General features: G+C 60.7%; 24 protein-coding genes and 1 pseudogene. 16 read left to right on the forward strand and 9 right to left on the reverse strand.

Annotation, left to right across the window (positions count from 1 at the left end; genetic code table 11):
* Positions 1 to 95: 95 nt before the first annotated feature.
* Complete coding sequence (locus QRN41_RS02830) at positions 96 to 320, forward strand: DUF1127 domain-containing protein (protein WP_167416963.1); 225 nt, start codon at positions 96 to 98, stop codon at positions 318 to 320.
* Here the strand turns inward: QRN41_RS02830 and QRN41_RS02835 are convergent, their stop codons facing one another.
* A complete protein-coding gene (locus tag QRN41_RS02835) occupies positions 321 to 1,613 on the reverse strand; it encodes an NAD(P)/FAD-dependent oxidoreductase (RefSeq protein ID WP_167416964.1) in 1,293 nt (430 codons plus the stop codon). It lies immediately after the preceding gene.
* Between the two features lie 113 nt (positions 1,614 to 1,726).
* On the opposite strand from QRN41_RS02835, the gene QRN41_RS02840 reads away from it, so the two are divergent.
* On the forward strand, positions 1,727 to 2,080 hold the full coding sequence (locus QRN41_RS02840) for a YkgJ family cysteine cluster protein (RefSeq protein ID WP_034115453.1): 354 nt from the start codon (positions 1,727 to 1,729) through the stop codon (positions 2,078 to 2,080).
* On the opposite strand, the gene QRN41_RS02845 is transcribed toward QRN41_RS02840, so the two are convergent.
* The gene (locus QRN41_RS02845; protein ID WP_167416965.1) at positions 2,077 to 2,565 is read right to left on the reverse strand and encodes an Lrp/AsnC ligand binding domain-containing protein; all 489 of its coding nucleotides are present in this window, start codon (positions 2,563 to 2,565) and stop codon (positions 2,077 to 2,079) included. The genes QRN41_RS02840 and QRN41_RS02845 overlap by 4 nt on opposite strands.
* Positions 2,566 to 2,720: 155 nt before the next feature.
* Here QRN41_RS02845 and dadA point away from each other — a divergent pair, with 155 nt between their 5' ends.
* The 6 genes from dadA (at position 2,721) to QRN41_RS02875 (ending at position 8,816) form a co-directional block, all read left to right on the forward strand.
* Entirely contained in the window at positions 2,721 to 4,022 is a 1,302-nt protein-coding gene (gene dadA / locus QRN41_RS02850) for a D-amino acid dehydrogenase (protein WP_167416966.1), read from the forward strand.
* Positions 3,994 to 4,347 (forward strand): RidA family protein, encoded by a 354-nt coding sequence (locus QRN41_RS02855; RefSeq protein ID WP_167416967.1) that lies wholly within the window; start codon positions 3,994 to 3,996, stop codon positions 4,345 to 4,347. The genes dadA and QRN41_RS02855 overlap by 29 nt, the downstream gene beginning before the upstream one ends.
* 80 nt (positions 4,348 to 4,427) lie before the next feature.
* Complete coding sequence (alr, locus tag QRN41_RS02860) at positions 4,428 to 5,501, forward strand: alanine racemase (RefSeq protein ID WP_167416968.1); 1,074 nt, start codon at positions 4,428 to 4,430, stop codon at positions 5,499 to 5,501.
* Between the two features lie 116 nt (positions 5,502 to 5,617).
* Positions 5,618 to 6,166: a cupin domain-containing protein gene (locus QRN41_RS02865; RefSeq protein WP_005792468.1), complete on the forward strand. Its 549-nt coding sequence runs from the start codon at positions 5,618 to 5,620 to the stop codon at positions 6,164 to 6,166.
* A 182-nt stretch (positions 6,167 to 6,348) separates the two neighbouring features.
* On the forward strand, positions 6,349 to 6,759 hold the full coding sequence (locus QRN41_RS02870) for a c-type cytochrome (protein ID WP_034115450.1): 411 nt from the start codon (positions 6,349 to 6,351) through the stop codon (positions 6,757 to 6,759).
* A gap of 134 nt (positions 6,760 to 6,893) precedes the next feature.
* Positions 6,894 to 8,816, forward strand: a complete 1,923-nt coding sequence (locus QRN41_RS02875) for an acetyl-CoA hydrolase/transferase C-terminal domain-containing protein (RefSeq protein ID WP_167416969.1) — start codon at positions 6,894 to 6,896, stop codon at positions 8,814 to 8,816.
* 75 nt (positions 8,817 to 8,891) lie between these two features.
* Here QRN41_RS02875 and QRN41_RS02880 read toward each other — a convergent pair whose 3' ends face one another.
* A complete protein-coding gene (locus tag QRN41_RS02880; RefSeq protein ID WP_003195447.1) occupies positions 8,892 to 9,464 on the reverse strand; it encodes a xanthine phosphoribosyltransferase in 573 nt (190 codons plus the stop codon).
* A 58-nt stretch (positions 9,465 to 9,522) separates the two neighbouring features.
* Entirely contained in the window at positions 9,523 to 11,532 is a 2,010-nt protein-coding gene (gene rep, locus QRN41_RS02885) for a DNA helicase Rep (protein WP_034101459.1), read from the reverse strand.
* A gap of 268 nt (positions 11,533 to 11,800) precedes the next feature.
* On the opposite strand from rep, the gene QRN41_RS02890 reads away from it, so the two are divergent.
* The gene (locus QRN41_RS02890) at positions 11,801 to 13,474 is read left to right on the forward strand and encodes a putative bifunctional diguanylate cyclase/phosphodiesterase (RefSeq protein WP_167416970.1); all 1,674 of its coding nucleotides are present in this window, start codon (positions 11,801 to 11,803) and stop codon (positions 13,472 to 13,474) included.
* A 25-nt stretch (positions 13,475 to 13,499) separates the two neighbouring features.
* On the opposite strand, the gene QRN41_RS02895 is transcribed toward QRN41_RS02890, so the two are convergent.
* A complete protein-coding gene (locus tag QRN41_RS02895) occupies positions 13,500 to 14,903 on the reverse strand; it encodes a NorM family multidrug efflux MATE transporter (protein ID WP_167417043.1) in 1,404 nt (467 codons plus the stop codon).
* Between the two features lie 153 nt (positions 14,904 to 15,056).
* Between QRN41_RS02895 and QRN41_RS02900 the strand changes: the two genes are divergently transcribed.
* The 3 genes and pseudogenes from QRN41_RS02900 (at position 15,057) to QRN41_RS26210 (ending at position 18,134) form a co-directional block, all read left to right on the forward strand.
* A complete protein-coding gene (locus tag QRN41_RS02900) occupies positions 15,057 to 15,977 on the forward strand; it encodes a LysR substrate-binding domain-containing protein (RefSeq protein ID WP_034101456.1) in 921 nt (306 codons plus the stop codon).
* A 219-nt stretch (positions 15,978 to 16,196) separates the two neighbouring features.
* Positions 16,197 to 17,231 (forward strand): annotated as a pseudogene (locus tag QRN41_RS26205) (Cache 3/Cache 2 fusion domain-containing protein); the annotation flags it as partial.
* A gap of 180 nt (positions 17,232 to 17,411) precedes the next feature.
* Positions 17,412 to 18,134, forward strand: coding sequence for a methyl-accepting chemotaxis protein (locus QRN41_RS26210; protein ID WP_373874164.1), 723 nt, complete (start codon positions 17,412 to 17,414; stop codon positions 18,132 to 18,134).
* Between the two features lie 24 nt (positions 18,135 to 18,158).
* Here the strand turns inward: QRN41_RS26210 and QRN41_RS02910 are convergent, their stop codons facing one another.
* Positions 18,159 to 19,655 carry a YifB family Mg chelatase-like AAA ATPase gene (locus QRN41_RS02910; protein WP_094064378.1) on the reverse strand — a complete coding sequence of 499 codons (1,497 nt, stop codon included), beginning with the start codon at positions 19,653 to 19,655 and terminating at the stop codon, positions 18,159 to 18,161.
* 165 nt (positions 19,656 to 19,820) lie between these two features.
* On the reverse strand, positions 19,821 to 20,081 hold the full coding sequence (locus QRN41_RS02915) for an accessory factor UbiK family protein (protein WP_034101453.1): 261 nt from the start codon (positions 20,079 to 20,081) through the stop codon (positions 19,821 to 19,823).
* A 421-nt stretch (positions 20,082 to 20,502) separates the two neighbouring features.
* Between QRN41_RS02915 and glnK the strand changes: the two genes are divergently transcribed.
* The 4 genes from glnK (at position 20,503) to sutA (ending at position 23,290) form a co-directional block, all read left to right on the forward strand.
* Positions 20,503 to 20,841: a P-II family nitrogen regulator gene (gene glnK / locus QRN41_RS02920; protein ID WP_002555808.1), complete on the forward strand. Its 339-nt coding sequence runs from the start codon at positions 20,503 to 20,505 to the stop codon at positions 20,839 to 20,841.
* 34 nt (positions 20,842 to 20,875) lie between these two features.
* Complete coding sequence (locus QRN41_RS02925) at positions 20,876 to 22,213, forward strand: ammonium transporter (RefSeq protein WP_034101452.1); 1,338 nt, start codon at positions 20,876 to 20,878, stop codon at positions 22,211 to 22,213.
* A gap of 210 nt (positions 22,214 to 22,423) precedes the next feature.
* Entirely contained in the window at positions 22,424 to 22,849 is a 426-nt protein-coding gene (locus tag QRN41_RS02930) for a secondary thiamine-phosphate synthase enzyme YjbQ (RefSeq protein WP_285421139.1), read from the forward strand.
* 102 nt (positions 22,850 to 22,951) lie between these two features.
* On the forward strand, positions 22,952 to 23,290 hold the full coding sequence (gene sutA / locus QRN41_RS02935) for a dormancy-specific transcriptional regulator SutA (protein ID WP_034101450.1): 339 nt from the start codon (positions 22,952 to 22,954) through the stop codon (positions 23,288 to 23,290).
* A gap of 188 nt (positions 23,291 to 23,478) precedes the next feature.
* Here the strand turns inward: sutA and QRN41_RS02940 are convergent, their stop codons facing one another.
* Both QRN41_RS02940 and xerC read right to left on the reverse strand, forming a co-directional pair.
* Positions 23,479 to 24,174 (reverse strand): HAD family hydrolase, encoded by a 696-nt coding sequence (locus tag QRN41_RS02940; RefSeq protein ID WP_034139783.1) that lies wholly within the window; start codon positions 24,172 to 24,174, stop codon positions 23,479 to 23,481.
* The gene (gene xerC / locus QRN41_RS02945) at positions 24,171 to 25,070 is read right to left on the reverse strand and encodes a tyrosine recombinase XerC (protein ID WP_094064376.1); all 900 of its coding nucleotides are present in this window, start codon (positions 25,068 to 25,070) and stop codon (positions 24,171 to 24,173) included. The genes QRN41_RS02940 and xerC overlap by 4 nt, the downstream gene beginning before the upstream one ends.
* Positions 25,071 to 25,072 lie beyond the last annotated feature (2 nt).

A 25,072-nucleotide genomic window follows, 5' to 3' on the forward strand; every position in this document is an offset into this window, starting at 1 on the left:
GTATGGATTTAATAGATAAAGGTTGAATCTGTAATGGTTTTGCTCGCTCGCTCATTCTAGTCGCTCATGGCAACCGGCAAATGAGGGGCAACAAAATGAACGGCATAAGCGATGTGCGCCTGAGGTTACACAGTCAGGAACTGGAGGCTGACCACGCACGGGTCGTAACGCCAGGCGATATCAGCCGTTGGGGGCTGTTCTGGCGCCGTCGCCACACGCGCAAGGCCTTGCTGAGCATGACCAGCGAGCAGCTGCGCGACATCGGCTTGAGTGCCCAACAGGCGCGCGAGGAAGGTCTGAAACCGTTCTGGCGCGATTGATCAGAGCAGCTCTTTGAGACGGTGCCAAAGCATGCCCAGCGCCAGCAGCGGCGAGCGCAAATGCTTGCCACCGGGGAAGGTCATATGCGGCACCTGGGCGAACAGATCGAAACGCCCCTGCTGTTGGCCGCTGATCGCTTCGGCCAGCAGCCGGCCCGCCAGATGCGTGGCGTTGAGGCCATGGCCGGCGTAAGCCTGGGCGTAATACACATTGGGTTGATCGGCCAGGCGACCGATCTGCGGCAGGCGATTGGCGCCGATGCCGATCATGCCGCCCCATTGGTAATCGATCTTCACGTCGGCCAACTGCGGGAACACTTGCAGCATTTTCGGACGCATATAAGCGCCGATGTCCTTGGGGTCGCGTCCGGAATAATGACAAGCACCACCGAACAGCAGGCGACGATCGGCGGACAGCCGGAAGTAATCCACGGTGACTCGCTGATCACACACCGCCATGTTCTGCGGCAGTAGTTGCGTGGCCTGGGCTTCACTCAAGGGTTCGGTGGCGATGATATAGCTGCCGGCGGGCAATACCTTGCCGCTCAGGTGAGGGTTGAGGCCGTTGAGATAAGCGTTGCAGGCCAGCACCAGCGTCTTTGCGCGCACTGTGCCCTGGGCGCTGTGGACTTGGACCTCGGAGCCGTAGTCGATGCGGGTCACTTCGGACTGTTCGAACAGCCTCACGCCCAGCCGCTCGGCGGCGGCAGCTTCGCCAAGGGCCAGGTTCAGCGGGTGCAGGTGGCCGGAACCCATGTCGATCATGCCTCCGACGTAGCGCTCGGAACCGATCACGCTGCTCATTTCGTTGGCTTGCAGCAAGCGCACTTCATGACGATAACCAAGGCTGCGCAGTTCTTCGGCATCTTCGGCCAGGCCCTGCAGATCGCGAGGTTTGTTGGCGAGGTCGCAATAGCCCCAGGTCAGGTCGCAAGGGATCTGGAAGCGCTCGACGCGCTCGCGCACGATCTCCACGGCTTCCAGGCCCATCTGCTTCATCTGGCGCACGCCGTCGGTGCCGATGAAGTTGGCGAACTGGTCGAGGCCATGGCCGACGCCGCGAATCAGCTGGCCGCCATTACGTCCGCTGGCGCCCCAGGCGACTTTGCGCGCTTCCAGCAGCACTACGCTGAAACCGCGGTCGGCCAGTTCCAGCGCGGTGTTGAGCCCGGAAAAACCGCCACCTACCACGCACACGTCAGCCGTGACTTCACCCTTCAACGCTGGGTAATCAGGCAGAGGCAGGCTGCTGGCGGCGTAGTAGGAATCGGCGTGCCGGGCGCTGGCGGTCATGGGCGCATCCCTGTTTGGAAAATTTGACGCAGGATACAGCGGTCGGACGATGCTGTCTGCGCAGGGGAATTTGCGGCAGAATCCACCCCTGTTCGCCGTTGAGTACCTGTTCGATGAGTTGCAACCGTCAGAAGATCAGCGCATTGCGCCGTCAGATTCCTTCGTTCGAGTGTGTTCCGGGCTGCCACGACTGCTGTGGGCCGGTGACCACATCCCCCGAGGAAATGTCGCGTCTGCCGCGCAAGACCGCTGCCGAGCAGGAAGCCGCCATGGACGAGCTGAACTGCGTCCACCTGGGCCCCACTGGCTGCACGGTGTATGACGAGCGACCGCTGATCTGTCGGTTGTTCGGCACCACCCAAACCTTGCCATGCCCCAACGGGCGCCGGCCGGTGGAGTTGATTCATCCGCGGGTGGAAAAACAAATCCACGAATATATGGCCAGCACCCGGCAGGTATTGGTTTAGTCCGGGATCGGCAGGTTCAGGCTCTCCTTTACCTCTTCCATCACGATATAGCTCTTGGACTCACGCACGTGGGGCAGCTTGAGCAGGATGTCGCCCAGCAGTTTGCGGTACGAGGCCATCTCGGAAATCCGCGCTTTCACCAGATAGTCAAAGTCACCGGACACCAGGTGGCATTCCAGCACATGGGGCAGTTTCAGCACGGCGCGGCGGAACTCTTCGAAGGTGTCTCCCGACTTGTAATCCAGGCTGATCTCGACAAATACCAGCAAACTCCCCTTCAAGTGCTGCGGGTTCAACCGTGCGTTGTAGCCCATGATGATCCCCTCGCGCTCCAGGCGCCGCACGCGCTCGGTGCAGGGCGTGGTCGAGAGGCCGACTTTTTCCCCCAGATCAGTGAACGAGATGCGCCCGTCGGTTTGTAGGATGCGCAGGATATTGCGATCGATCTTGTCCAGCTCCCGTTTGGTCTGGGTGTTGGTACGCATAGGGGATACGCCTCTGTAAAAACGGTTTTTGCCGAGAATTGTCGCCAAATATAGGCATTTATATAGTGAAATGCACTGGTGATTGCTTTTTATACTGCGCCCATCATTGCTCGAATAACACACGTCGGCGGCCACGCCGCGATGAGGATATAAAAATGCGCGTTCTGGTCTTGGGTAGCGGCGTCATTGGTGTCACCAGTGCGTACTATTTGGCGCGGGCCGGTTTCGAAGTGGTGGTCGTCGACCGTCAACCCGCCGCAGCCATGGAAACCAGTTTCGCCAACGCCGGTCAGGTGTCCCCTGGTTACGCCTCGCCCTGGGCCGCACCGGGTGTGCCGCTCAAGGCCATGAAATGGCTACTGCAACGCCACGCGCCGCTGGCCATCAAGGCCACCGCCGATATTGATCAATACCTGTGGATGGCGCAGATGCTGCGCAACTGCACCGCCAGCCGGTATGCAGTTAACAAAGAGCGCATGGTGCGTTTGTCCGAATACAGCCGCGACTGCCTTGATGAGTTGCGCGCCGAGACCGGTATTGCCTACGAAGGCCGCAGCCTCGGTACTACCCAACTGTTCCGCACCCAGGCGCAGTTGGATGGCGCGGCCAAGGACATCGCGGTGCTCAAAGAGTCCGGCGTGCCCTTCGAACTGCTTGACCGTGCCGGCATTGCTCGCGTCGAGCCTGCCCTGGCCAGCGTCACCGGTATTCTGGCCGGTGCCCTGCGCTTGCCCAACGATCAGACCGGCGACTGCCAGATGTTCACCACGCGCCTGGCCGAGATGTGCACGCAATTGGGTGTTGAGTTCCGCTTCGAACAAGACATCCAGCGCCTCGATCACGCGGGCGACCGCATCAACGGCGTATGGATCGATGGCAAGCTGGAAACGGCCGATCGCTACGTGCTCGCCTTGGGCAGTTATTCGCCGAAGTTGCTCAAGCCGCTGGGTATCAAGGCCCCGGTGTACCCGCTCAAGGGGTATTCCCTGACTGTGCCGATCACCAATCCGGCGATGGCGCCCACGTCGACCATTCTCGACGAGACCTACAAGGTCGCGATCACCCGTTTCGACAACCGCATCCGCGTCGGCGGCATGGCTGAAATAGCCGGTTTTGACCTGTCGCTGAATCCGCGTCGACGGGAAACCCTGGAGATGATCGTCAACGACCTTTATCCTCAGGGCGGTGATTTGGCCCAGGCTTCGTTCTGGACCGGCCTGCGTCCGACTACACCTGACGGCACGCCGATTGTCGGTGCCACACCGTTCAAGAACCTGTTCCTGAATACCGGCCACGGCACGCTCGGTTGGACCATGGCCTGCGGATCGGGCCGTTTGCTGGCTGACCTGATGGCCAAGAAAACCCCGCAAATCAGCGCCGCAGGCCTCGATATTTCCCGTTATGGCAACCACCAGGAGTCCGCAAAACATGTCAATCCAGCGCCAGCTCACCAATGAGCGCATGAGCCAGATCGTTGTCCACAGCGGTACCGTGTACCTGGCTGGGCAAGTCGGCGATAACATGAGCGCCGGGATTGAACAGCAGACCCGTGAAACCTTGGCCAATATCGAGCGTTTGCTGGACCTGGCCGGTACCGACAAGACCCGATTGCTGTCGGTGACGATTTATTTGAAAGACATCGACGCCGATTTCGCCGGTATGAACGCGGTGTGGGACGCCTGGTTGCCCAAAGGGGTTGCCCCGGCCCGCGCCACGGTTGAGGCCAAGCTTTGCGAGCCGCAAATTCTGGTAGAACTGTCCGTCGTGGCTGCCCTGCCGTAATTACAGATCCCTCTCCCGGCGCTGAGGTTTGTTGATCAGCGCCGGTTTTTCTTCACTCTGCCGCCTAGAAGCCTGCCGTCATGCGTCCAGCCCGTGCCCTGATCGACCTCCAAGCCCTGCGCCACAACTACCAATTGGCCCGTGAACTCACGGGAGCCAAGGCACTTGCCGTGATTAAGGCCGATGCCTATGGCCACGGTGCCGTGCGCGTGGCCCAGGCGCTGGAAGCCGAGGCCGACGGCTTTGCCGTAGCGTGCATCGAGGAAGCATTGGAACTGCGCGCCGCTGGCATTCGTGCGCCGGTGCTGCTGCTGGAAGGCTTTTTTGAAGCCGACGAGCTGCCTTTGATCATCGAGCATGATTTCTGGTGCGTGGTGCACTCGCTGTGGCAACTTGAAGCGATCGAACAGGCGCGCTTGAGCAAGCCGCTGACCGTCTGGCTCAAGCTGGATTCGGGTATGCACCGCGTGGGCTTGCACCCTAAGGATTATCACGAGGCTTACCAGCGCCTACTGGCCACCGGCAGCGTTGCCAAGATTGTGCTGATGAGCCACTTCGCCCGCGCCGATGAGCTCGATTGCGTGAGCAGTGATGAGCAGGTGGCCGTGTTTGATGCGGCGCGCCAAGGCCTGAGCGCAGAAGTCAGCTTGCGCAATTCGCCATCGGTGATGGGCTGGCCGAATGTGTCCAGCGACTGGGTCCGGCCCGGCATCATGCTTTACGGTGCTACGCCTTTCGGCGAAGCGCAGTCTGTGGCCGCACGTTTGCAGCCGGTGATGACCCTGGAATCGAAAGTGATCTGCGTGCGTGAACTGCCGGCGGGTGAGCCCGTAGGCTACGGTGCCAGGTTCATCACGCCCAAGCCGATGCGAATCGGGGTAGTAGCCATGGGTTACGCCGACGGTTACCCGCGCCATGCTCCCACGGGTACGCCGGTGCTGGTGGCCGGGCAGCGCAGTCAGTTGCTGGGGCGTGTGTCCATGGACATGCTGTGCATCGACCTGACGGACGTGCCTCAGGCCGGTCTGGGCTCTACGGTGGAGCTGTGGGGCAAGAACATTCTGGCCAGTGACGTGGCCGTCGCCGCCGAGACCATCCCCTACCAGATCTTCTGCAACCTGCGGCGGGTGCCAATGCTCTACTCCGAGGCCTGACAGGCCGTCACGAATGGAGCTGGTCGGGATTTAGGCCAAAGTGTTGTAAATACTGAACGCTGTCGCCATGATAACGCTCAATTACAACAAAGCCTGAATCCTAGGAGGCACCTGCATTGGACGTCGGCGAACGACTGCAATCCATCCGTAAACTCAAAGGTCTTTCCCAGCGTGAGCTCGCCAAGCGCGCGGGTGTCACCAACAGCACCATTTCGATGATCGAAAAAAACAGTGTCAGCCCTTCGATCAGCTCCTTGCGCAAGGTGCTGGGCGGCATTCCCATGTCCATGGTCGAGTTCTTCTCTGAAGAGATCCTCCAGGAAATACCGACGCAGATCGTCTATAAAGCCAATGAGCTGATCGACATCTCCGACGGCGCCGTCACTATGAAACTGGTGGGCCGCGCGCATCCAAGCCGGGCCATCGCGTTTCTCAACGAGATCTACCCGCCGGGCGCCGACACAGGTGAAGAAATGCTCACCCACGAGGGCGAGGAAACCGGGATTCTGCTGGAAGGCCGGTTGGAGTTGGTGGTCGGTCTTGAAACTTTTGTGCTCGAAGCGGGCGATAGCTACTACTTTGAAAGCACCAAGCCCCACCGTTTTCGCAATCCGTTCGACGTGCCGGCGCGACTAATCAGCGCAGCCACACCCGCGAACTTTTAACAGAAGAGGCGTCCTGCCAGCATTGCAGAGCCGCCCGTAGCTGCATTCCGCCAGACTGAATCTCCCTTTGGTTAATAGGGTTGTTTCAGCCAGGCGGGCTAACCGTTATACTTTCGCCGCCTGCGAAACCGTGGCCGCAGGCGTGAATAGCCACCATTGAGGGTGAACGCGTGAACCTAATTATGAAAATGCTGGCTGCACCAGCAACCGTACTGGCTCTATGGGCTGTCAGCGCTCAAGCTGCCACCAATGATGAGATCGCCAAGCGCCTGGAGCCTGTGGGGCAGGTGTGTGTTCAAGGTCAGGAATGCAAAGGCATGGAAGTGGCCGTGGCTGCCGGCGGTGGTGGAGCGAAAACGGCAGATCAGATCATCGCCAAGCACTGCAACGCATGTCACGGCTCGGGTTTGCTTGGCGCGCCGAAAATTGGCGACACCGCGGCCTGGAAAGAGCGCGCTGACCACCAGGGCGGCCTCGATGGCATCCTGGCCAAGGCTATCACTGGCATCAACGCCATGCCGCCTAAAGGCACTTGCGCCGATTGCTCCGATGATGACCTCAAGGGCGCGATTAAGAAGATGTCCGGTCTTTAATCGGCCGATCTTCGTCAAAAATGCCGCTTACGAGCGGCTTTTTTGTGCCTGGGATTCACCCTGAAGGCTGGTTATTGCAGCAAAGAGCCTGCAAGCTCGGTCCAACCCAAATCATGGAATGTCAGGAGGGTCGGATGGTGCAGTTGTGTTCAATCGAGCAAGCAGTTGACGACGTACTGGCGCGGTTGCCGGCGCATATCCATATGGGCCTGCCCCTGGGTTTGGGTAAACCCAATCTGTTCGTCAACGCGTTGTATCGGCGTATTGCCAAGCTACCGGAACGAGCGCTGACCATTTATACCGCTCTAAGCCTGGGCCGCCCGACATTGGGCGACGGTTTGCAGAAGCGTTTCCTCGAACCCTTTATCGAGCGCGTGTTCGGTGATTACCCCGAATTGGACTTTCTCGCCGACCTGCATAAAGACAGCCTGCCGCCCAATATCCACGTGCAGCAATTCTTCATGCAGCCCGGCAGCCTGCTGCACAGCGTTTCAGCACAGCAGGATTACGTCAGCAGCAACTACAGCCATGCAGCCCGCGACATCAACGCCGCCGGCCTGAACCTGGTGGCGCAACTGGTCGCCAGCAGTGCCGAACACCCCGACCGCCTGAGCCTGAGCTGCAACCCCGACATTACCCTCGACCTACTGCCGATGATCGCCAAGCGCCGGGAGGCGGGTGAAACCATCCTGGTCGTCGGCCAGGTTCACACCGATTTGCCTTATATGCCCGGTGATTCCGAGCTGGGCATGGACGCGTTCGACTACCTGCTCGACGAAAAAGACAGCACCACGCTGTTTTCCACGCCCAATATGCCGGTGGGTTTCCAGGATCACTTTATTGGCCTGCATGCCAGCACCTTGGTGCGCGATGGCGGCACCTTGCAGATCGGCATCGGCTCCATGGGCGACGCGCTGACCGCCGCATTACTGGCGCGCCAGGCAGACAACGAAGCCTATCGCTTGCTGATGACGGACCTGGATGTGTACCGCTGGGCGCCGTTGATCAGCCGTGAAGGCGGCGTCGCGCCCTTCGCCCGTGGCCTTTACGGCTGCAGCGAAATGTTCGTCAATGGCCTACTGGTGCTGGCCGACGCCGGCATTGTGCGGCGCAAGGTGTACCCGGATGCGGCCACTCAGGAGCAGGCAAATGCCGGCTTGCTCGACGATGCGGCGCAGCCCGATGGTGTATCGATCCACGGCGGTTTCTTTCTTGGCCCGCGCAGTTTTTACCAGCGCTTGCAGGAAATGACCCATTCCAAGCGCCTTGAATTCAACATGACCCGTATCAGCTACATCAACGAGCTGTACGGTCAGGAGGCGCTCAAGCGCCTGCAGCGTCAGGACGCGCGGTTTATCAACAGCGCGATCGTGGTGACGTTGCTGGGCGCGGGTGTGGCTGATCAATTGGAAGACGGCCGCGTGCTTAGCGGCGTGGGCGGGCAATACAACTTTGTGGCTCAGGGCCATGCGTTGGAGGGCGCGCGGTCGATCCTGATTCTGCGCAGCTGGCGCGAATCGGCCGGGGAGGTCAGTTCCAATATCGTTTGGGATTACGGCCACTGCACCATTCCACGGCATCTGCGGGATATCGTCATCACCGAATACGGCATCGCGGATTTACGCGGCCAGACGGACGCGAAGGTGATCGAGGCGTTGCTCAACATCACCGACTCACGCTTCCAGGCCGACTTGATCGAGCAGGCGCAAAAGGCCGGCAAGTTGCCCAAGGATTTCCAGCTCGATACGCGCTTCAGCGACAACACGCCGGAGCGGCTCCAGGGTATCCAGGCGCGGCATCGGCGTTTGTTCCCGGAGTATCCGCTGGGCAGCGATTTCACGGACGAAGAGCGGGATCTGTTGCGCGCTTTGAACTGGCTCAAGAGCAAATTCAAGCTGACGGAGATTCTGGAGTTGGGCAAGGCGGCGCTGGATGCACCGGAGCCGCAGGCGTTTCCAGCGCATTTGAGGCGGATGCGGTTGGATACGCCGGAGGGTTTGAAGGAGGACCTCTACCAGCGCCTATTGCTCGCTGGTTTACAAGCAACCGCACACTAAAAGCCAACACAAAGCCAAATGTGGGAGGGGGCTTGCTCCCTCTCACATCTTGATCCGTGTTCACCTCGTAGCAAATTACTCGATGAAGGTGACGACGCCACCGGCCAGCGACTTCACCCGCGCCAGCGATTCAACCCGATAGCCCTGGGCATCCAGCTCCGCACGGCCACCCTGGAACGACTTCTCGATGACGATCCCCAAACCGGCCACGGTGGCGCCGGCTTGCTTGATGATCGAAATCAGTGCCTGGGACGCCTTGCCGTTGGCCAGGAAGTCATCGATCACTAGCACGCGATCGCTGCTGGTCAGGTGGCGCGGCGAGATGGCCACGGTGCTTTCGGTTTTCTTGGTGAAGGAGTACACCGTCGCCGACAGCAGGTTTTCGGTCAGGGTCAGGGATTGCTGCTTGCGCGCGAAGATCACCGGTACGCCCAGGTTCAGGCCGGTCATGATCGCCGGGGCGATGCCTGAAGCCTCAATGGTGACGATCTTGGTGATGCCCGAATCCTTGAACAGCGCAGCGAATTCGTCGCCGATCAGTTTCATCAGCGCCGGGTCGATCTGGTGGTTCAGAAACGCGTCGACCTTGAGTACCTGATCGGAAAGCACGATGCCTTCTTCGCGAATTTTCTTGTGCAGTGCTTCCACGGAAAGCTTCCTCTAATGGCGCGTTGTGCGCCGAAAGTAGATTAAAAAGTAGTCGATTCTAGCGCTTTAACATCGCGCGTATATCCGCCAAGGCGGTGTTGCCGCGCACGGCCTTCACCTCGGTCGGGGTGTCGTCATTGCCTTCCCAGGCCAGGTCGTCCGGCGGTAACTCGTCGAGAAACCGGCTGGGGGCACAGTCGATGATTTCACCGTATTGCTTACGCTTGGCGGCGAAGGTGAAGGCCAGGGTCTGACGCGCGCGGGTAATGCCCACGTAGGCCAGGCGCCGTTCTTCCTCGATAGTGTCGGCTTCGATGCTGGAGCGGTGCGGGAGGATTTCCTCTTCCATGCCCATGATGAACACGTAGGGGAATTCCAGGCCCTTGGAGGCATGCAAGGTCATCATCTGTACACCTTCGGCGCCGTCTTCTTCTTCCTGCTGGCGTTCGAGCATATCGCGCAGTACCAGCTTGCCGATGGCGTCTTCGACGGTCATCTCGCCGTCTTCGTCTTTTTCCAGGGTGTTCTTCAGTGCTTCGATCAGGAACCAGACGTTGCCCATGCGGTAATCCGCGGCCTTGTCGCTGGAGCTGTTGGTGCGCAGCCAGTTTTCATAGTCGATATCCATGACCATGCTGCGCAGGGCGCTGATCGGGTCTTCGCCGGCACATTGCTCGCGCACTTTGTCCATAAAACGCTTGAAGCGCGACAGCCGATCGGTGAAGCGCGTGTCCAAATGTTCGCCCAGGCCGATTTCGTCGGTGGCGGCGTACATCGAGATCTTGCGCTCGGTGGCGTAGTTGCCGAGTTTTTCCAGGGTGGTGGAGCCGATTTCCCGACGCGGCACGTTGATCACGCGCAGGAAGGCGTTGTCGTCGTCTGGATTCACGATCAGACGGAAATAAGCCATCAGGTCTTTGACTTCCTGACGTCCGAAAAAGCTGTTACCGCCTGACAGACGATACGGCACCTGGTGGTGCTGCAATTTCAGCTCGATCAGCTTGGCCTGGTAGTTGCCCCGGTACAGGATCGCGAAATCGCTGTAAGGCCGGTCAGTGCGCAGGTGCAAGCTGAGGATCTCGACGGCCACGCGCTCGGCTTCGGCGTCTTCGTTGCGGCAGCGGATCACGCGGATCTCGTCGCCATGGCCCATCTCGCTCCACAGTTGCTTCTCGAACTCGTGGGGGTTGTTGGAGATCAGCACGTTGGCGCAACGCAGGATACGGCTGGTGGAGCGGTAGTTCTGCTCCAGCATCACCACCTTCAAGGAAGGGTAGTCCTCCTTGAGCAGCATCAGGTTTTCGGGGCGGGCACCGCGCCAGGCGTAGATCGACTGGTCGTCGTCGCCCACCACGGTGAATTGGTTGCGCGTCCCGATCAGCAGCTTTACCAGCAGGTATTGGCTGGCGTTGGTGTCCTGGTATTCGTCCACCAGCAGGTAGCGCACCTTGTTCTGCCATTTTTCCAGGATGTCTTTGTGTTCCTGGAACAGCTTGACCGGCAGCAGGATAAGGTCGTCGAAATCCACCGCATTGAACGCCTTGAGCGTGCGCTGGTAGTGGGTGTAGACGATGGCGGCGGTCTGCTCCTTAGGGTTGCGCGCGTTTTCCAGGGCTTCGGCGGGCAGGATCAGGTCGTTTTTCCAGGCGCCGATCATGTTCTTGATCTCATCGACGCCGTCGTCGCCCGCGTATTCCTTTTGCATGATGTCGGTCATCAGGGCTTTGACGTCGGTCTCGTCAAAGATCGAAAAGCCCGGTTTGTAGCCCAGCCGCACATGCTCCTTGCGGATGATGTTCAGCCCCAGGTTGTGGAAGGTACACACGGTGAGGCCACGGCCCTCGCCACCCTTGAGCAGGGTGCCGACGCGCTCTTTCATTTCTCGCGCGGCCTTGTTGGTAAAGGTCATGGCGACAATGTACTGGGCGCGGATGCCACAGTTCTGGATCAGGTGCGCGATCTTGCGGGTGATCACGCTGGTCTTGCCGGAGCCTGCGCCGGCGAGCACCAATAGAGGGCCGCCGACGTAGTTCACGGCTTCTTGCTGCCGGGGGTTGAGTCGGGACATACGGATTTTTTGGGGTCGTTGGTCAAAAGGGCGGGCATTTTAACAGGCTGGCAAGATTCTGCTGCTCTGGATCGACGGTGTGACGTACCACTCGATCTAAATTTGCCGGTTTTGCTACTTTGCCGCAGGATGTCGGGGCTTCTTGTGGTTGAAGCACTGACAAATGATTACAGCTGGCGTGTTTGATAACTCTTATCATTGGTGATTATCAGGCCGCACGTCATAATGCCCGCCGCCAATGAAATTTTGCAGAGTCTAGGGAGCTAGCTTGTCTACGCCTGTCGAACCCTTGCGTTTGCTGCTTCTGGCCGATACGCCTGAGTGGGCGGCGTTGTTGCGCGAGTGCCTGGCGCCGATGGGCGATGGGGCTGTGCTGATCAGCGCGCCAAATTGGGATTCCGTGAGTCGTCTGTTCGATGACGACCAGAGCGCGGTGCTGTTGACCACACCGGCCCTGCAACCTGCCCCCGGCCGTTGCAGCTTGCCCTGTGTGCTGCTGCTGGAGCAGGAACCGCTGGTTTCGCCCCTTGGCGTCAGCGATTGGCTGGTGCGTGATGCAATAGCTGTCGACACGCTACGCCGCTGCCTGCGCCATGTGCGCGAGCGCGGTGTACTGGAGACGACCCTGCAACGCCTGGCCGAGCAGGATCCGCTCACCGGCATCGCCAACCGCCAGGGCTTCCAGACTTTGCTGGCTGCGCGGCTGGCCGAGAATGACGGTCGCGGCCTGGCCCTCGGCCATCTGGACCTGGACAATTTTCGCCATGCCAACGATGCCCTCGGCCACCAGGCCGGCGATCGCCTGATTCTGCAGGTAGTGTCGCGGCTCAAGAGCCAGCTCGAAATCGGCGACCAGCTCGCCCGCCTGGGCAGCGACGAATTCGCCCTGCTGATCGACACCCGCCGTGCGCCGCAGCGTGCTGAATGGATGGCCGAACGCATCATCGAAGCCATGGCCGAACCCTACTGGGTGGATGGCGAAAGCCTGCTGATCGGCTGCAGCCTGGGCGTGGCCCATGCCCGCGCTCGCGCCGGCGCCGACCCGCTGATGTGGCACGCCCATATCGCTATGCAGCAAGCTAAAAGCACCCAGGGTTGCACCTTTCATATCTTCAACGAACGCATCAATCGCAACGCCCGCAGTCTGGCCGATCTGGAGAGCGAACTGCGTCGTGCCCTGCGGCGCGATGAGCTGGAGCTGCATTACCAGCCGCGCCTGGACCTGGATGACGGCCATATCGTCGGTCTCGAAGCCCTGGTGCGCTGGCGCCACGGCGAGCGCGGCCTGCTCCCGCCCAGCGAGTTCGTGCCCCTGGCCGAACAAAGCGGCTTGATCGTGCCGCTGGGCTATTGGGTGATCTCCCGTGCCCTGCGCGACATGCAGGATTTGCGCGAACGCGGCCTGCCGCCGCTGCACATGGCGGTCAACCTGTCGTTCCGTCAGTTTCAGGACAGCCAATTGCTCTCTACCCTCAGCCGCCTGATTGCTGAGCGTGGGGTGGAGGCGCAATGGTTGGAGTTCGAACTGACCGAAACCGCCGTGATGCGCCGCAGTGACTTGGTCAAACAAACCATGGATGCCCTTGGTCGCCTGGGCGTGCGGTTTTCCCTGGATGACTTTGGTACCGGTTTCTCATCGTTCGTGCACCTCAACAGCCTGCCGATTGCCCTACTGAAAATCGATAAGAGCTTCGTTGGCGGCATGGAGGAGCGCGAAGAGAACCGCAAATTGGTGCACGCCATGATCAACCTGGCTCACAACCTCAACCTGGAAGTGGTGGCCGAAGGCGTCGAAACCCCAGAGCAATTGGCGCTGTTGCGTTTGTTCGGTTGCGACCAGGCCCAGGGGTACTTGATTAGCAAGCCGTTGCCATTGCCTGAGCTGGTGGACTACCTGACTATCGGCGATGGCCGGCAAGCCATGCCGAGCGCGGCCAACTAGCGCGGCGAAGCGACGCAATAGGCTTCTAGTCCGTTTGCGCAGTCTGAAACGCTACTGGGGCCGCAGGTTCCTGGTGAATCATGCGTTTGATCTTCGCTTCAAACGCCCAGGTCAGGCTCACTGCCGCGCAGGCCAGCCCCAGTGCCAATCCCCACCATACACCGGTGGGGCCCCAACCCAGGGTGAACGCCATCAACCAGGCTGACGGCGCACCGATCAGCCAGTAGCAACCCAAACCGACCAGGAAGGTGGTTTTGGCGTCCTTGAGCCCACGAATGCAGCCCATGGCGATGGTTTGCACGCCATCGAACAGTTCGAACCAGGCCGCCACGGCCAACAGGCTGACGGCCAGGACGATGACGTCATGGAACGCCGGGTCGTTATGGTCGAGGAACAGTCCGATCAGCGGGTCGGAATACAGCCACAGCACGGCGGCAAACCCCAACATCACCAAGGCGCCGAAACCGATTCCGACGCGTCCTGCCAGACGGACCCGCAGCAACTGCCCGGCGCCGTAGTGCTGGCCGATGCGCATGGTCACTGCGTAGGACATCCCCGCCGGCACCATGAACGCCACCGAGACGATCTGCAGAGCGATCTGATGCGCAGCCAGTTGCGTGCTGCCCATGGTGCCCATGCACAGCGCCGCGAAGGCAAACAGCCCGACTTCCACCGCATAGGTGCCGCCAATCGGCAGCCCCAGCCGCCACAGTTCGCGCAGATAGTGGGTATTGAGGCGCAGCAGGCCGCTGCTCAGCGGGTAGGCGGCATACGCACGATTGCTGCGGATGTACCACATCAACGTCAGCGCCATGCCATTGGCGACGATCGCCGTGACCAGGCCAATGCCCATCAGGCCCAGTTTCGGCAGGCCGAACATACCTTCGATCAGTGCATGGTTGAGCAGGTAGTTGAGCACCGTGCCGCCGAGGCTGATCACCATCACCGGCGTGGCTTTACCTATGGCGCTGGTGAAGCCACGCAGGGCCATGAAGCTCAGGTAGCCAGGCAGGGCGAACGGCAGGATCGTCAGAAATTGCCCCGCCGACTGCACGTTGGTTTCGGTCTGGCCGAACAGCAGTAACACCGGTTTGAGGTTCCATAGCAGCAGGCCGGCCGCCAGGGCCATCAACCAAGCGAGCCAAAGCCCTGCCTGGGTCAGACGCGTGGCGCCTTCGATGTCGCCCGCGCCATGACGGATGGCCACCAGCGTACCCACGGCGGCGATCACGCCGATGCAGAAGATCGACACGAACGAATAGCTCGCAGCGCCCAGGCCACCGCCGGCCAAGGCTTCGGGACTCAGGCGCGCCATCATCAAAGTGTCGGTCAGCACCATGAGCATGTGGGCCAACTGCGAGGCGATCAGCGGCCCGGAAAGCCGCAGAATGGCCCAGAGTTCGGTACGTGCCGGATGCTGCATAATCATCACGCTCTGAAAGTCATAGAATTGGGGGAGGGTTGATTCTCGGCGCTCTCAGCCCATTGCACAAAGGGATAAATGCGATCGTTTGCATGATTAAAACTCATGCTCCTATCGAGTCTGGTAGGGTTCTCGTATTGAGTTGTCGGAGCTTTCCCAATGTCTCGTCGTCTTCCACCGCTTTATGCCCTGCGCGCCTTTGAGGCCGCTTCCCGGCACAACTCTTTCACTCGCGCCGCCGAAGAACTGTCCATCACCCAAAGTGCGGTGAGCCGGCATATCCGCACCCTCGAAGAGCATTTTGCCTGTCGCCTGTTCCAGCGCAGCGGTCGCCACCTGCAACTTACCGAGGCCGCACGGCTGCTGTTGCCCGGCGTGCGCGAGGGGTTCGCCGCGTTGGAGCGGGCCTGCCATACCCTCAATAGCGAGGACGACATCCTGCGCATGAAGGCCCCCTCCACCCTGACCATGCGTTGGCTGCTGGCGCGGCTCAGTCGTTTTCGGCATTTGCAGCCGGGCAATGAGGTGCAACTGACCAGCGCGTGGATGAGCGTTGACGAAGTGGACTTCAACCAAGAGCCGTTCGACTGTGCCGTCCTACTCAGCAATGGCCATTTCCCCACGGATTGGGAGGCGTGTCGCCTGTTCCCCGAGATGCTGATTCCCGTCGGCGCCCCCAACCTGCTCGACGACGGCCCCTGGGACGCGGCGCGACTGGCCACGGCCGAGCTGCTGCACCCGACGCCGGATCGACGCGATTGGCGCTACTGGCTGGAGCGCATGGGGCTGTCGTCCCAAGTGTCGCTCAAGGGGGGGCAAGTCTTCGATACCCTGGAACTAGGCATGATCGCGGCGGCGCGGGGGTACGGCGTGTCCATGGGCGACCTGCTGATGGTGGCCGAAGACGTGGCGCAGGGGAGGCTGAGCCTGCCATGGCCCAGCGCTGTGGCCAGTGGCGAGCACTATTATCTGGTCTGGCCGAAAACCCGTCCGGGTGGCGAGCGCCTGCGACGCCTGGCGGATTTCCTGCAAAGTGAAGTGCAAGCGATGGTGTTGCCTGCGGTGGAACGCTTCGATTGAAGCGCTTGTAGCGCTGGCGCGCAACCGTTTGCGTGATACCCCTGCAATTCGCTCAAGTATTGCGGTCACCCGCCGAAGTAGGTGTGTTGGAACCATCGTGCACCAACGTTTGCCCACTTAGATAATTTGCCGAGCAGCGCTATGAGATCAGGATGATCCTGGCCTCGGCCAGGAGCTCTCATGTCTCAACCTCGTGCCCGGATTGCCTCCCAACTCGGTATGGCCCTTGCCGTGATCCTGGCTGTCGCCATTGGCGGCAGTACTGTTTTTGCCCTGCGTTCCCTGGATGCCGCCAACCTTGACACCCGCGAGGAACATTTGGCCAGCGAGGCGCGGCTGCTCGCCGACCAGCTGAATACGTTCCATAGCACGCTGCGTGAAAGCACTCAGCGCCTGACGGGGCTGTTCGAGAAGCGCTTCAGCGCCGGCTTGAGCGTGCGCGCGGACCAGCCCATCGCGGTCGCCGGTGTGCAGACCCCGAGCCTGTACCTGGGCAGCGAGGTGCTGAACAACAACTTCACCGAAGTGGATGAGTTCAAGCAGATGTCCGGCGGCGTAGCCACGGTGTTCGTGCGCAGTGGCGACGACTTTATCCGGGTCAGCACCTCCCTGACCAAGCAGGACGGCAGTCGCGCCATTGGTACTGTGCTGGACCGCCAGAGCCCGGCGTATGCACGGGTGTTCAGCGGGCAGGCCTATATTGGTCGGGCGGTGTTGTTCGATCGCTCCTACATGACTCAGTACAGCCCTGTGCGTGACGCCAGCGGCAAAGTTATCGCGGTGCTGTTTATCGGTTTTGACTACACCGATGCGCAGAACGCCCAGTTCGAGAACCTCAAACGCTTCCGCATCGGCCAGACCGGTTCGCTGGCCTTGCTGGATGAACAGAAACATTGGCTGGTGTCGCCGACGGGTGTGCAGGCCCCGGAGCAAGCGGTGCCGGTGATGCTGGATCTGGCCAAGACCCCAGGCAAGGGGCGTTTCTGGAGCGATAAGAGCGAAGACTTCTACAGCGTATCGGTGCCGTTCGACGGCGGTCCGTGGGCAGTGGTCGCCAGCATGCCAAAGGCGGAAATTCGCGCGGTCACCTGGGCCGTCGGCCTGCGTCTGGTGATCGGCAGTGTGTTGGCAATGTTGCTGGCGGTGGGTGCGACGGTCTGGTTGTTGCGCAGCAAACTGGCGCCGTTGGGCGATTTGGTGCGTCAGGCCGAAGCCCTGGGCGCTGGGGATTTGAGTGCTCGCCTGAACGTCTCCAGCCATGACGAGATCGGCCAACTGGCGCGGGCCTTCAACCAGATGGGTGAAGCGCTGTCGACCATGGTGTCGCATATCCGCAAGGCGGCCGAAGAGGTCAACGGTCGTGCTCAGGCGCTGTCCGGGTTGTCCGGGGGCGCCTATGAGGGCATGGAGCAGCAGTCCGGCGAAATCACCAGCATGGCCGGCGCGGTGGAAGAGTTCAGCGCCACATCGCTGAACATCGCCGACAACATGGGCAACACCGAACGTCTGGCTCAAGAGAACGCCCAACAGACCCGGATCGGACGCAACTCGATGCAGGAAGCCTCGTCGTCCCTGGAGCATATCGCCACGGCACTGAACAGCACCGCAACGGTGATCAACACATTGGGTCAGCGTTCCCAGGAGATCGGCGGCATCGTCGGTGTGATCACCGCCATTGCCGAACAGACCAACCTGCTGGCGCTCAACGCCGCCATTGAGGCTGCGCGGGCCGGTGAGCAAGGCCGTGGTTTCGCTGTAGTGGCGGACGAAGTGCGCAACCTGGCTTCGCGTACACGTGAAGCCACCGATGAAATTTCCGGGATGATCCAAAGCATTCAGAAAGAAACCGGCAACGCCATCAGCACCATGGAGCAAGGCAAGGTGCTGATGCAGGAAGGCTTGTCGCGCAACGCCGACGTGGCGTCGGCCCTGGCGCGTATCGACGAACAAAGCCGCTCGGCCGGTCAGCAGTTCGCTGCGATTACCACGGCTACCCAGGAACAGAGCAGCACCGCGACTTTGCTCAGCAGCAACCTGCAGAGCATTGCGCTGGCCAACAGTGAACAGCGCGAAGTCGTCTCGAACCTGGCGATCACCGCCAAGGAGTTGGAGACGCTGGCGTCGGGCTTGCGGCATGAGGTGGATCGCTTCCGCTGAAGCGCTGTTGACCAGGGGGGAGGCTCACGTGATAGCCGCCGGGCGGTATTGCAGCGCCTCCTTCAGATGCTCGCGAGTGATCGTAGCCTCCTGCTCCAGATCGGCTAACGTGCGGGCCACCTTGAGTAAGCGGTGAGCCGCGCGCAAGGATAGTGTCAGCCGCTCGCAGGCACTCTCCAGCCAGCTCTCGTCGGCCTTCGCCAGCCTGCAATGCTCGCGCAACCCCGGCAGATCCAGAAACGCATTGGCACAGCCCTGGCGTTTTTCCTGCTGCTCCCGCGCGTTGGCAACCTGTGCGGCCGCTGTTGCTGTGTTATCCCCGGCTGCCAGTGCCGGGTTCAGCGCCGTGGTTTCCCGTGCAACCGTCAGGTGCAAGTCGATCCGGTCCAGCAACGGCCCGGACAGTTTGTTGCGATAGCGCTGGATCTGCTCCGGCGTGCAGCGACAGCGCCCGGTGGTGTCACCCAGATAACCGCAGGGGCAGGGGTTCATTGCGGCCACTAGTTGGAAACGCGCCGGGAACCTTACGCGGTCGCGCGCGCGGGAAATCACGATATGCCCTGACTCCAGCGGCTCGCGCAGTACCTCCAGCACCTTGCGATCGAATTCCGGTAATTCATCCAGAAACAGCACACCGTGATGGGCCAGGGTGATTTCCCCCGGCTGGGGTTTCGAGCCACCGCCCACCAAGGCCGGCCCGGACGCGGAGTGATGGGGCTGGCGAAACGGCCGATGGGGCCAATGGCTCAGAGGCGCCAGGCTGACCACCGACTGGATGGCCGCGACTTCCAGGGCTTCGTGTTCGGTCAAAGGCGGCAGCAGACCGGGCAGGCGGCTGGCGAGCAAGGTTTTGCCGGTGCCGGGCGGGCCGCTGAACAGCAGGTTATGCGCACCGGCCGCAGCAAGCAGCAAAGCACGCTTGGCCGCCAATTGGCCCTGCACTTCACTAAGGTCCGGATAGGGCTTGTTCAAATACAGCAAGCCATCGGACTTGTATGGCTCTATCGGCACCTGGCCGTTCAAGTGCGCCACCACTTGTAGCAAGTGATCCACTGCAATCACCTTCAAGCCCGATGCCAGGCAGGCTTCTTCGGCGTTCGCACGCGGCACTATCACCGTGCGTCCCGCCTTGCGCGCAGCCAGTGCCGCCGGCAGTACACCTTTCACCGCGCGTACCTCGCCGGACAGGGCCAGTTCGCCCAGGCACTCCACGTCATCGAGCATCAGTGCCGGCACTTGCACACTCGCCGCCAGGATGCCCAAGGCAATCGCCAGGTCAAAACGCCCGCCGTCCTTGGGCAGGTCAGCGGGCGCGAGATTGAGGGTGATGCGACGGGCAGGGTATTGCAGCGCGGAGTTGAGAATGGCGCTGCGCACGCGGTCTTTGCTTTCCTTGACTGCGGTTTCGGGCAGCCCCACCAGCGTCAGGGACGGCAGGCCGTTGGCCATATGCACTTCGACGGTGACGGCGGGCGCTTCGACGCCGATCTGGGCGCGGCTGTGGACGATGGCGAGGGACATGCTCGTTCCTTGAAAAGTGAGGGCCGCTTCCTGCGGTTTTTCAAGGGTAGACGAGGTGGGTAAGAGCGGGGCGGGGAGGTTTTACTGAACGTATCTTGGGTAGGGGGAGCGTGAGCCTGTTCGCGAAGATCTGCGCGAACAGGCTCGTCTCAACAGAGGTATGGGCTATTTCTGATCAGGCGTCAGCCGCGCTTCCAACTCCGCCACCTTCGCCTCCAGGCTCTCCAGCCGCGCACGCGTGCGGGCCAGCACGACCATCTGGCTGTCGAATTCTTCACGGCTGACCAGGTCGAGCTTGCTGAAACCGCTTTGCAGCAAGGCCTTGAACTGGCTTTCGATTTCATTGCGGGGCAACGGAGTTTCTCCGCTGAATAGGCGAGAGGCGTGGCCGCTCAGGGCGTCGAGGAAATCTTTGGGCGCGAGCATGGGAAATATTCCGGAAAAACTGTTGGCGGGCAGTGTATCACGCGCCGTCTATAGTCTTTTTCACGGCCTTGGGCGCACGCTTTTCGCGCAGAGGGGCGGCGGGCCACGCACCGTTTTCGTGCGCATTACGCTCACCAAAACGACCCGCAGGTGGGCATAAGTGGGCAAAGGATTGATTTCAGTGGTTTTTACGGAGCTGGCAAGGTTTCTGCTTAGACGATCATGACCCATGCACTGATGCAGTCGCTGTGACGAATGCAGTGCGCCGATGGATCAGGGGTACAGGTTTGTCACCAGTGGTTAGCTGGCGTCGCAACGGCATAGCCGAGGCGACGACGCGTTACAAAGCCAGGCACTGCGCTTAGACTTGAGACGGGTTTGTTTTCCTGGGGCAAGTCCACCAATTCGGGAGAGAGTTTTCATGAAGCTAGTCACTGCCATCATCAAGCCGTTCAAGTTGGACGATGTACGCGAGTCGTTGTCCGAGATCGGCGTGCAGGGCATTACCGTTACTGAGGTCAAAGGCTTCGGTCGGCAGAAGGGTCACACCGAGCTGTATCGCGGCGCGGAATACGTAGTGGATTTCCTGCCGAAGGTGAAGATTGATGTCGCCATTGACGACAAGGATCTTGACCGGGTTATCGAGGCGATAACCAAGGCCGCCAACACCGGCAAGATCGGTGACGGCAAGATCTTCGTGGTCAATCTGGAACAGGCTATTCGCATCCGTACCGGCGAAACCGATACCGACGCAATCTAAGCCGCCAAACCCCAACGCCCCAGGAGAAAACAATATGACTCTGCGTAAATTCGCAGGGCTCGGAGCCCTGTTGTCCATCGTAATGCCAAGCCTGGCCATGGCGGCAGACGAAGTGGCTGCTCCAGTCCTCAATTCCGGCGACACCGCGTGGATGCTGACATCCACTGCGCTGGTGCTGTTCATGACCATCCCTGGCCTGGCGCTGTTCTACGGCGGCATGGTTCGCTCCAAAAATATTCTGTCGGTGATGATGCAGTGCTTCGCCATCACGGGCCTGATCAGCATCCTGTGGGTTATCTACGGTTACAGCATCGCGTTCGATACCACTGGTATGGAACAGGGCGTGGTCAACTTCAATTCCTTCTTCGGCGGCATGGGCAAGGCGTTCCTGGCGGGTGTCACCCCGGCCAGCATCACCGGGCCGGCGGCGTTGTTCCCCGAAGCGGTGTTCATCACCTTCCAGATGACCTTCGCGATCATCACCCCGGCACTCATCGTCGGCGCCTTCGCCGAGCGCATGAAGTTCTCCGCCATGCTGATCTTCATGGCCATCTGGTTCACTCTGGTCTACGCACCGATCGCACACATGGTGTGGAGCGGCAACGGCGGCCTGTTGTGGGACTGGGGCGTGCTGGACTTCGCCGGCGGCACCGTGGTGCACATCAACGCCGGTGTCGCGGGCCTGGTGGCGTGCATCGTGCTCGGCAAGCGTAAAGGCTACCCGACCACGCCGATGGCGCCGCACAACCTGGGTTACACCCTGATCGGCGCGGCCATGCTGTGGATCGGCTGGTTTGGTTTCAACGCCGGTTCCGCGGCGGCCGCCAACGGCACCGCCGGCATGGCGATGCTGGTGACTCAGATCGCCACCGCTGCTGCCGCGCTTGGCTGGATGTTCGCCGAGTGGATTACCCACGGTAAGCCAAGCGCACTGGGCATCGCTTCGGGCGTGGTCGCAGGTCTGGTTGCCGTCACGCCAGCTGCCGGCACCGTAGGCCCGATGGGCGCCCTGGTGATTGGCTTGGTGGCCGGTGTGATTTGCTTCTTCTGCGCCACCAGCCTTAAGCGCAAGCTGGGCTATGACGACTCCCTGGACGCCTTCGGTGTGCACGGTATCGGCGGTATCGTCGGTGCGATCCTCACCGGTGTGTTCGCAGCCCCTGCGTTGGGCGGCTTCGGCACCGTGACGGACGTAGCGGCACAAGTATGGATCCAGTGCAAAGGTGTGGGCTTCACCGTGATCTACACGGCGATCGTCACCTACGTCATCCTCAAGGTGCTGGACATGGTCATGGGCCTGCGTGTCACCGAAGAGGAAGAGGCGGTTGGCCTCGATCTGGCGCAACACAACGAGCGCGGCTACAACTTGTAAGTACGCGAAAAAAAGATGCCCGGCTTGCCGGGCATTTTTTTGTCTGGCGTTTGTCAGTCATAGGGCGTGCGGCCATTTTTGTGCAGCGTTTGTGAAGGGACGCACACGGCATTTTTCAGCGTGCGAATGTCTTACAGGCATGTAGGCGTATTCGACACTTTGTTTTTTCCCAGAGCGCGCTAGAATGCGCGCCGATGGGCGGAGAACTGTATGTGGCAACAGACCCTGATTACCCTGCGGGCCAGGCCCCGGGGCTTTCACCTGGTGACCGACGAGTTGCTTGCCGGCTTGCCCGAATTGAAGGCATGTCGTGTAGGACTGTTGCACCTGTGGCTGCAGCACACTTCGGCCTCGTTGACTATCAACGAGAACGCCGACCCGGCGGTTCGCCGTGACTTCGAACGTTTTTTCAACTCGCTGGTACCACAAGGCCGTGCAGGGTTCGAACACAACGACGAAGGTCCGGACGATCTGCCGGCGCACTTCAAGGCCAGTCTCCTGGGCTGCCAGCTGAGTTTGCCGGTGAAGACCGGCCGCTTGGCGATGGGGACATGGCAAGGTGTTTATCTGGGCGAGCACCGTGATCATGGCGGTGCTCGTAAAGTCCTCGCCACTTTGCACGGTGATGGGGCATAAGCCACTGGTTGGCCGGTGGACGTTGATTTTTTTCCAGCCGCCTCGACAGAGGATCAAGCTGGGCTATAACTAATCTGCTTTTCGCAAGTCATGAGGTAGAACATGAGCGACGATGATCTGGAAAACGACGAACTTGAAGTAGGTGACGACGACGAGGCTGATGATAGTCTCGACGCGGCAGCTGTTGACGACGACGTTACTGGCGAGGCCGATGACAGTGTCGGCGATGACGCAGCTCCTAAAGCCAAAGGCAAAGCCAAGGCCGCGGTTTCGGTCGATGAGTTGCCAAGCGTTGAAGCCAAGAACAAAGAGCGTGATGCCCTGGCCCGTGCGATGGAAGAGTTCCTCGCTAAAGGCGGCAAAGTGGTCGAAGTCGAGCCCAACGTGGTAGCCGATCCGCCCAAGAAGCCGGATAACAAGTACGGCAGCCGACCTATCTGAGGTCAGCCACCCGCTTGTAAGAAAAAGCCCGCCGTCGCTGCGGGCTTTTTCATGCCTGATGTTTTTAGTCTTATGCGATTCAAATGTGGGAGGAGGTTTACCCCCGATAGCAGGGGATCAGTCCCTCAATTGCTGGCTGACCTATAGTAATCGGGGGCAAGTCCTCTCCCACCGCTGGATCTACGAGGTTATTGCCAGCTGCGGAGCAGTTCCGGCAACTCCGTCAGGCTGCGAATCTGCGCATCCGGGCGCTTATCCGCCTCCCAATCCTTGCCCGTCGGGTTGAACCACACCGCACGCAGCCCCGCCTGCTGTGCGCCGGCAATGTCGTCCCCTGGATGATCACCCACATGCACTGCCGCGTCCGCATTCACGCCGCCACGCTGCAAGGCTTCCTGAAACAACCGTGCATCCGGTTTGGCAATGCCGACATCCTCGGCCCGCAGGGCGAAGTGAAAGTAGTCCGCCAGGCCGACCCGCTGTACGTCAGCGTTACCGTTGGTGATAACCCCCAGCAGGTATTGGCGACGTAGCGCCTGCAGCATGGGTTCGGCCTCGGGGAAGACCGTCAGTTGATGGCGTGCATGGATGAACGCCTCAAAGCACACATCCGCCATTTCGGTGGCCTCGGGCTGTGGATAACCAGCCTCTTCGAATGCGTGCGTCAGTACCCGATGGCGCAACAGGCTGATGCGGTGCTTGAGTTCCGGGTGACGTTCCAGCACCTGTTGGCGCAATCTGGCGAAATGCTCCAGAGGCAGGTCGCCGACTTTGGACGCGTGGGTCGCCAGCCATTCGCGCATCGACGCTTCGGCGCTGATGATGACCGGTACGTTGTCCCAGAGCGTGTCGTCCAGGTCGAAAGTGATCAGCTTGATAGTCATGAGTCGCCGCCCTTGATGCGTTTGGCCCTTGGATGGGCGCTGTCGTACACCGTTGCCAGGTGTTGAAAATCCAGGTGGGTGTAGATCTGTGTGGTCTTGATATCGGAGTGCCCGAGCAGTTCCTGTACGGCGCGCAGGTCTTGGGACGATTCCAGCAGATGACTGGCAAAGGAGTGCCGCAGCATATGCGGGTGCAGGTTTTGCCCCAATTCGCGCTCGCCCGCGGCCTTGACCCGGACCTGAATCGCCCGTGGCCCGAGGCGACGGCCCTTCTGGCTGATGAAGACGGCGTCGTCCGCCGGGTTGGCCAAAGCCCGCAGCGCCAACCAATGCTGCAACGCTTCGCGGGCCTTGCTGCCCACGGGCAGTACGCGGGTCTTGCTGCCTTTACCGAGCACTTGCACCAAGCCGTCCGCCAGATCCAGTTGGTCGAGATTCAAGCTGGTCAGCTCCGACAAGCGCAGGCCTGAGGAATAGAACAGCTCAAGGATTGCCTGGTCGCGGTGGGCGAGGAAGTCATCCTCTACCGCGCCTTCCAGCAATTGCAGGGCGCGATCGGTATCCAAGGTCTTGGGCAGGCGCCGTTCGCCCTTGGGTGGTGACAGGCCATTGGCCGGGTCGTGGTCGCACAGGCCTTCGCGATTGAGGTAGTGATAAAGCCCGCGCACCGCCGACAGTAGACGAGACAGGCTGCGCGAGGATTGCCCCTGCTGATGCAGGCGTGCGATCAAACTGCGCAGGCTTTGGATATCCAGCGCCTTCCAGCTGCCGATCTGCTGCTTTTCGCAGTAGGTCAGAACCTTGTTCAAGTCCCGCCGGTAGGCTTCCAGCGTGTGGGGCGACACCTGGCGCTCGTTGCGCAGGTGCGCGCAGTAAGCGTCCAGTTGCCGTTCCATAA

The organism is Pseudomonas sp. efr-133-TYG-23 (assembly GCF_030209215.1).
Classification (GTDB): Bacteria; Pseudomonadota; Gammaproteobacteria; order Pseudomonadales; family Pseudomonadaceae; genus Aquipseudomonas; species Aquipseudomonas rhodesiae.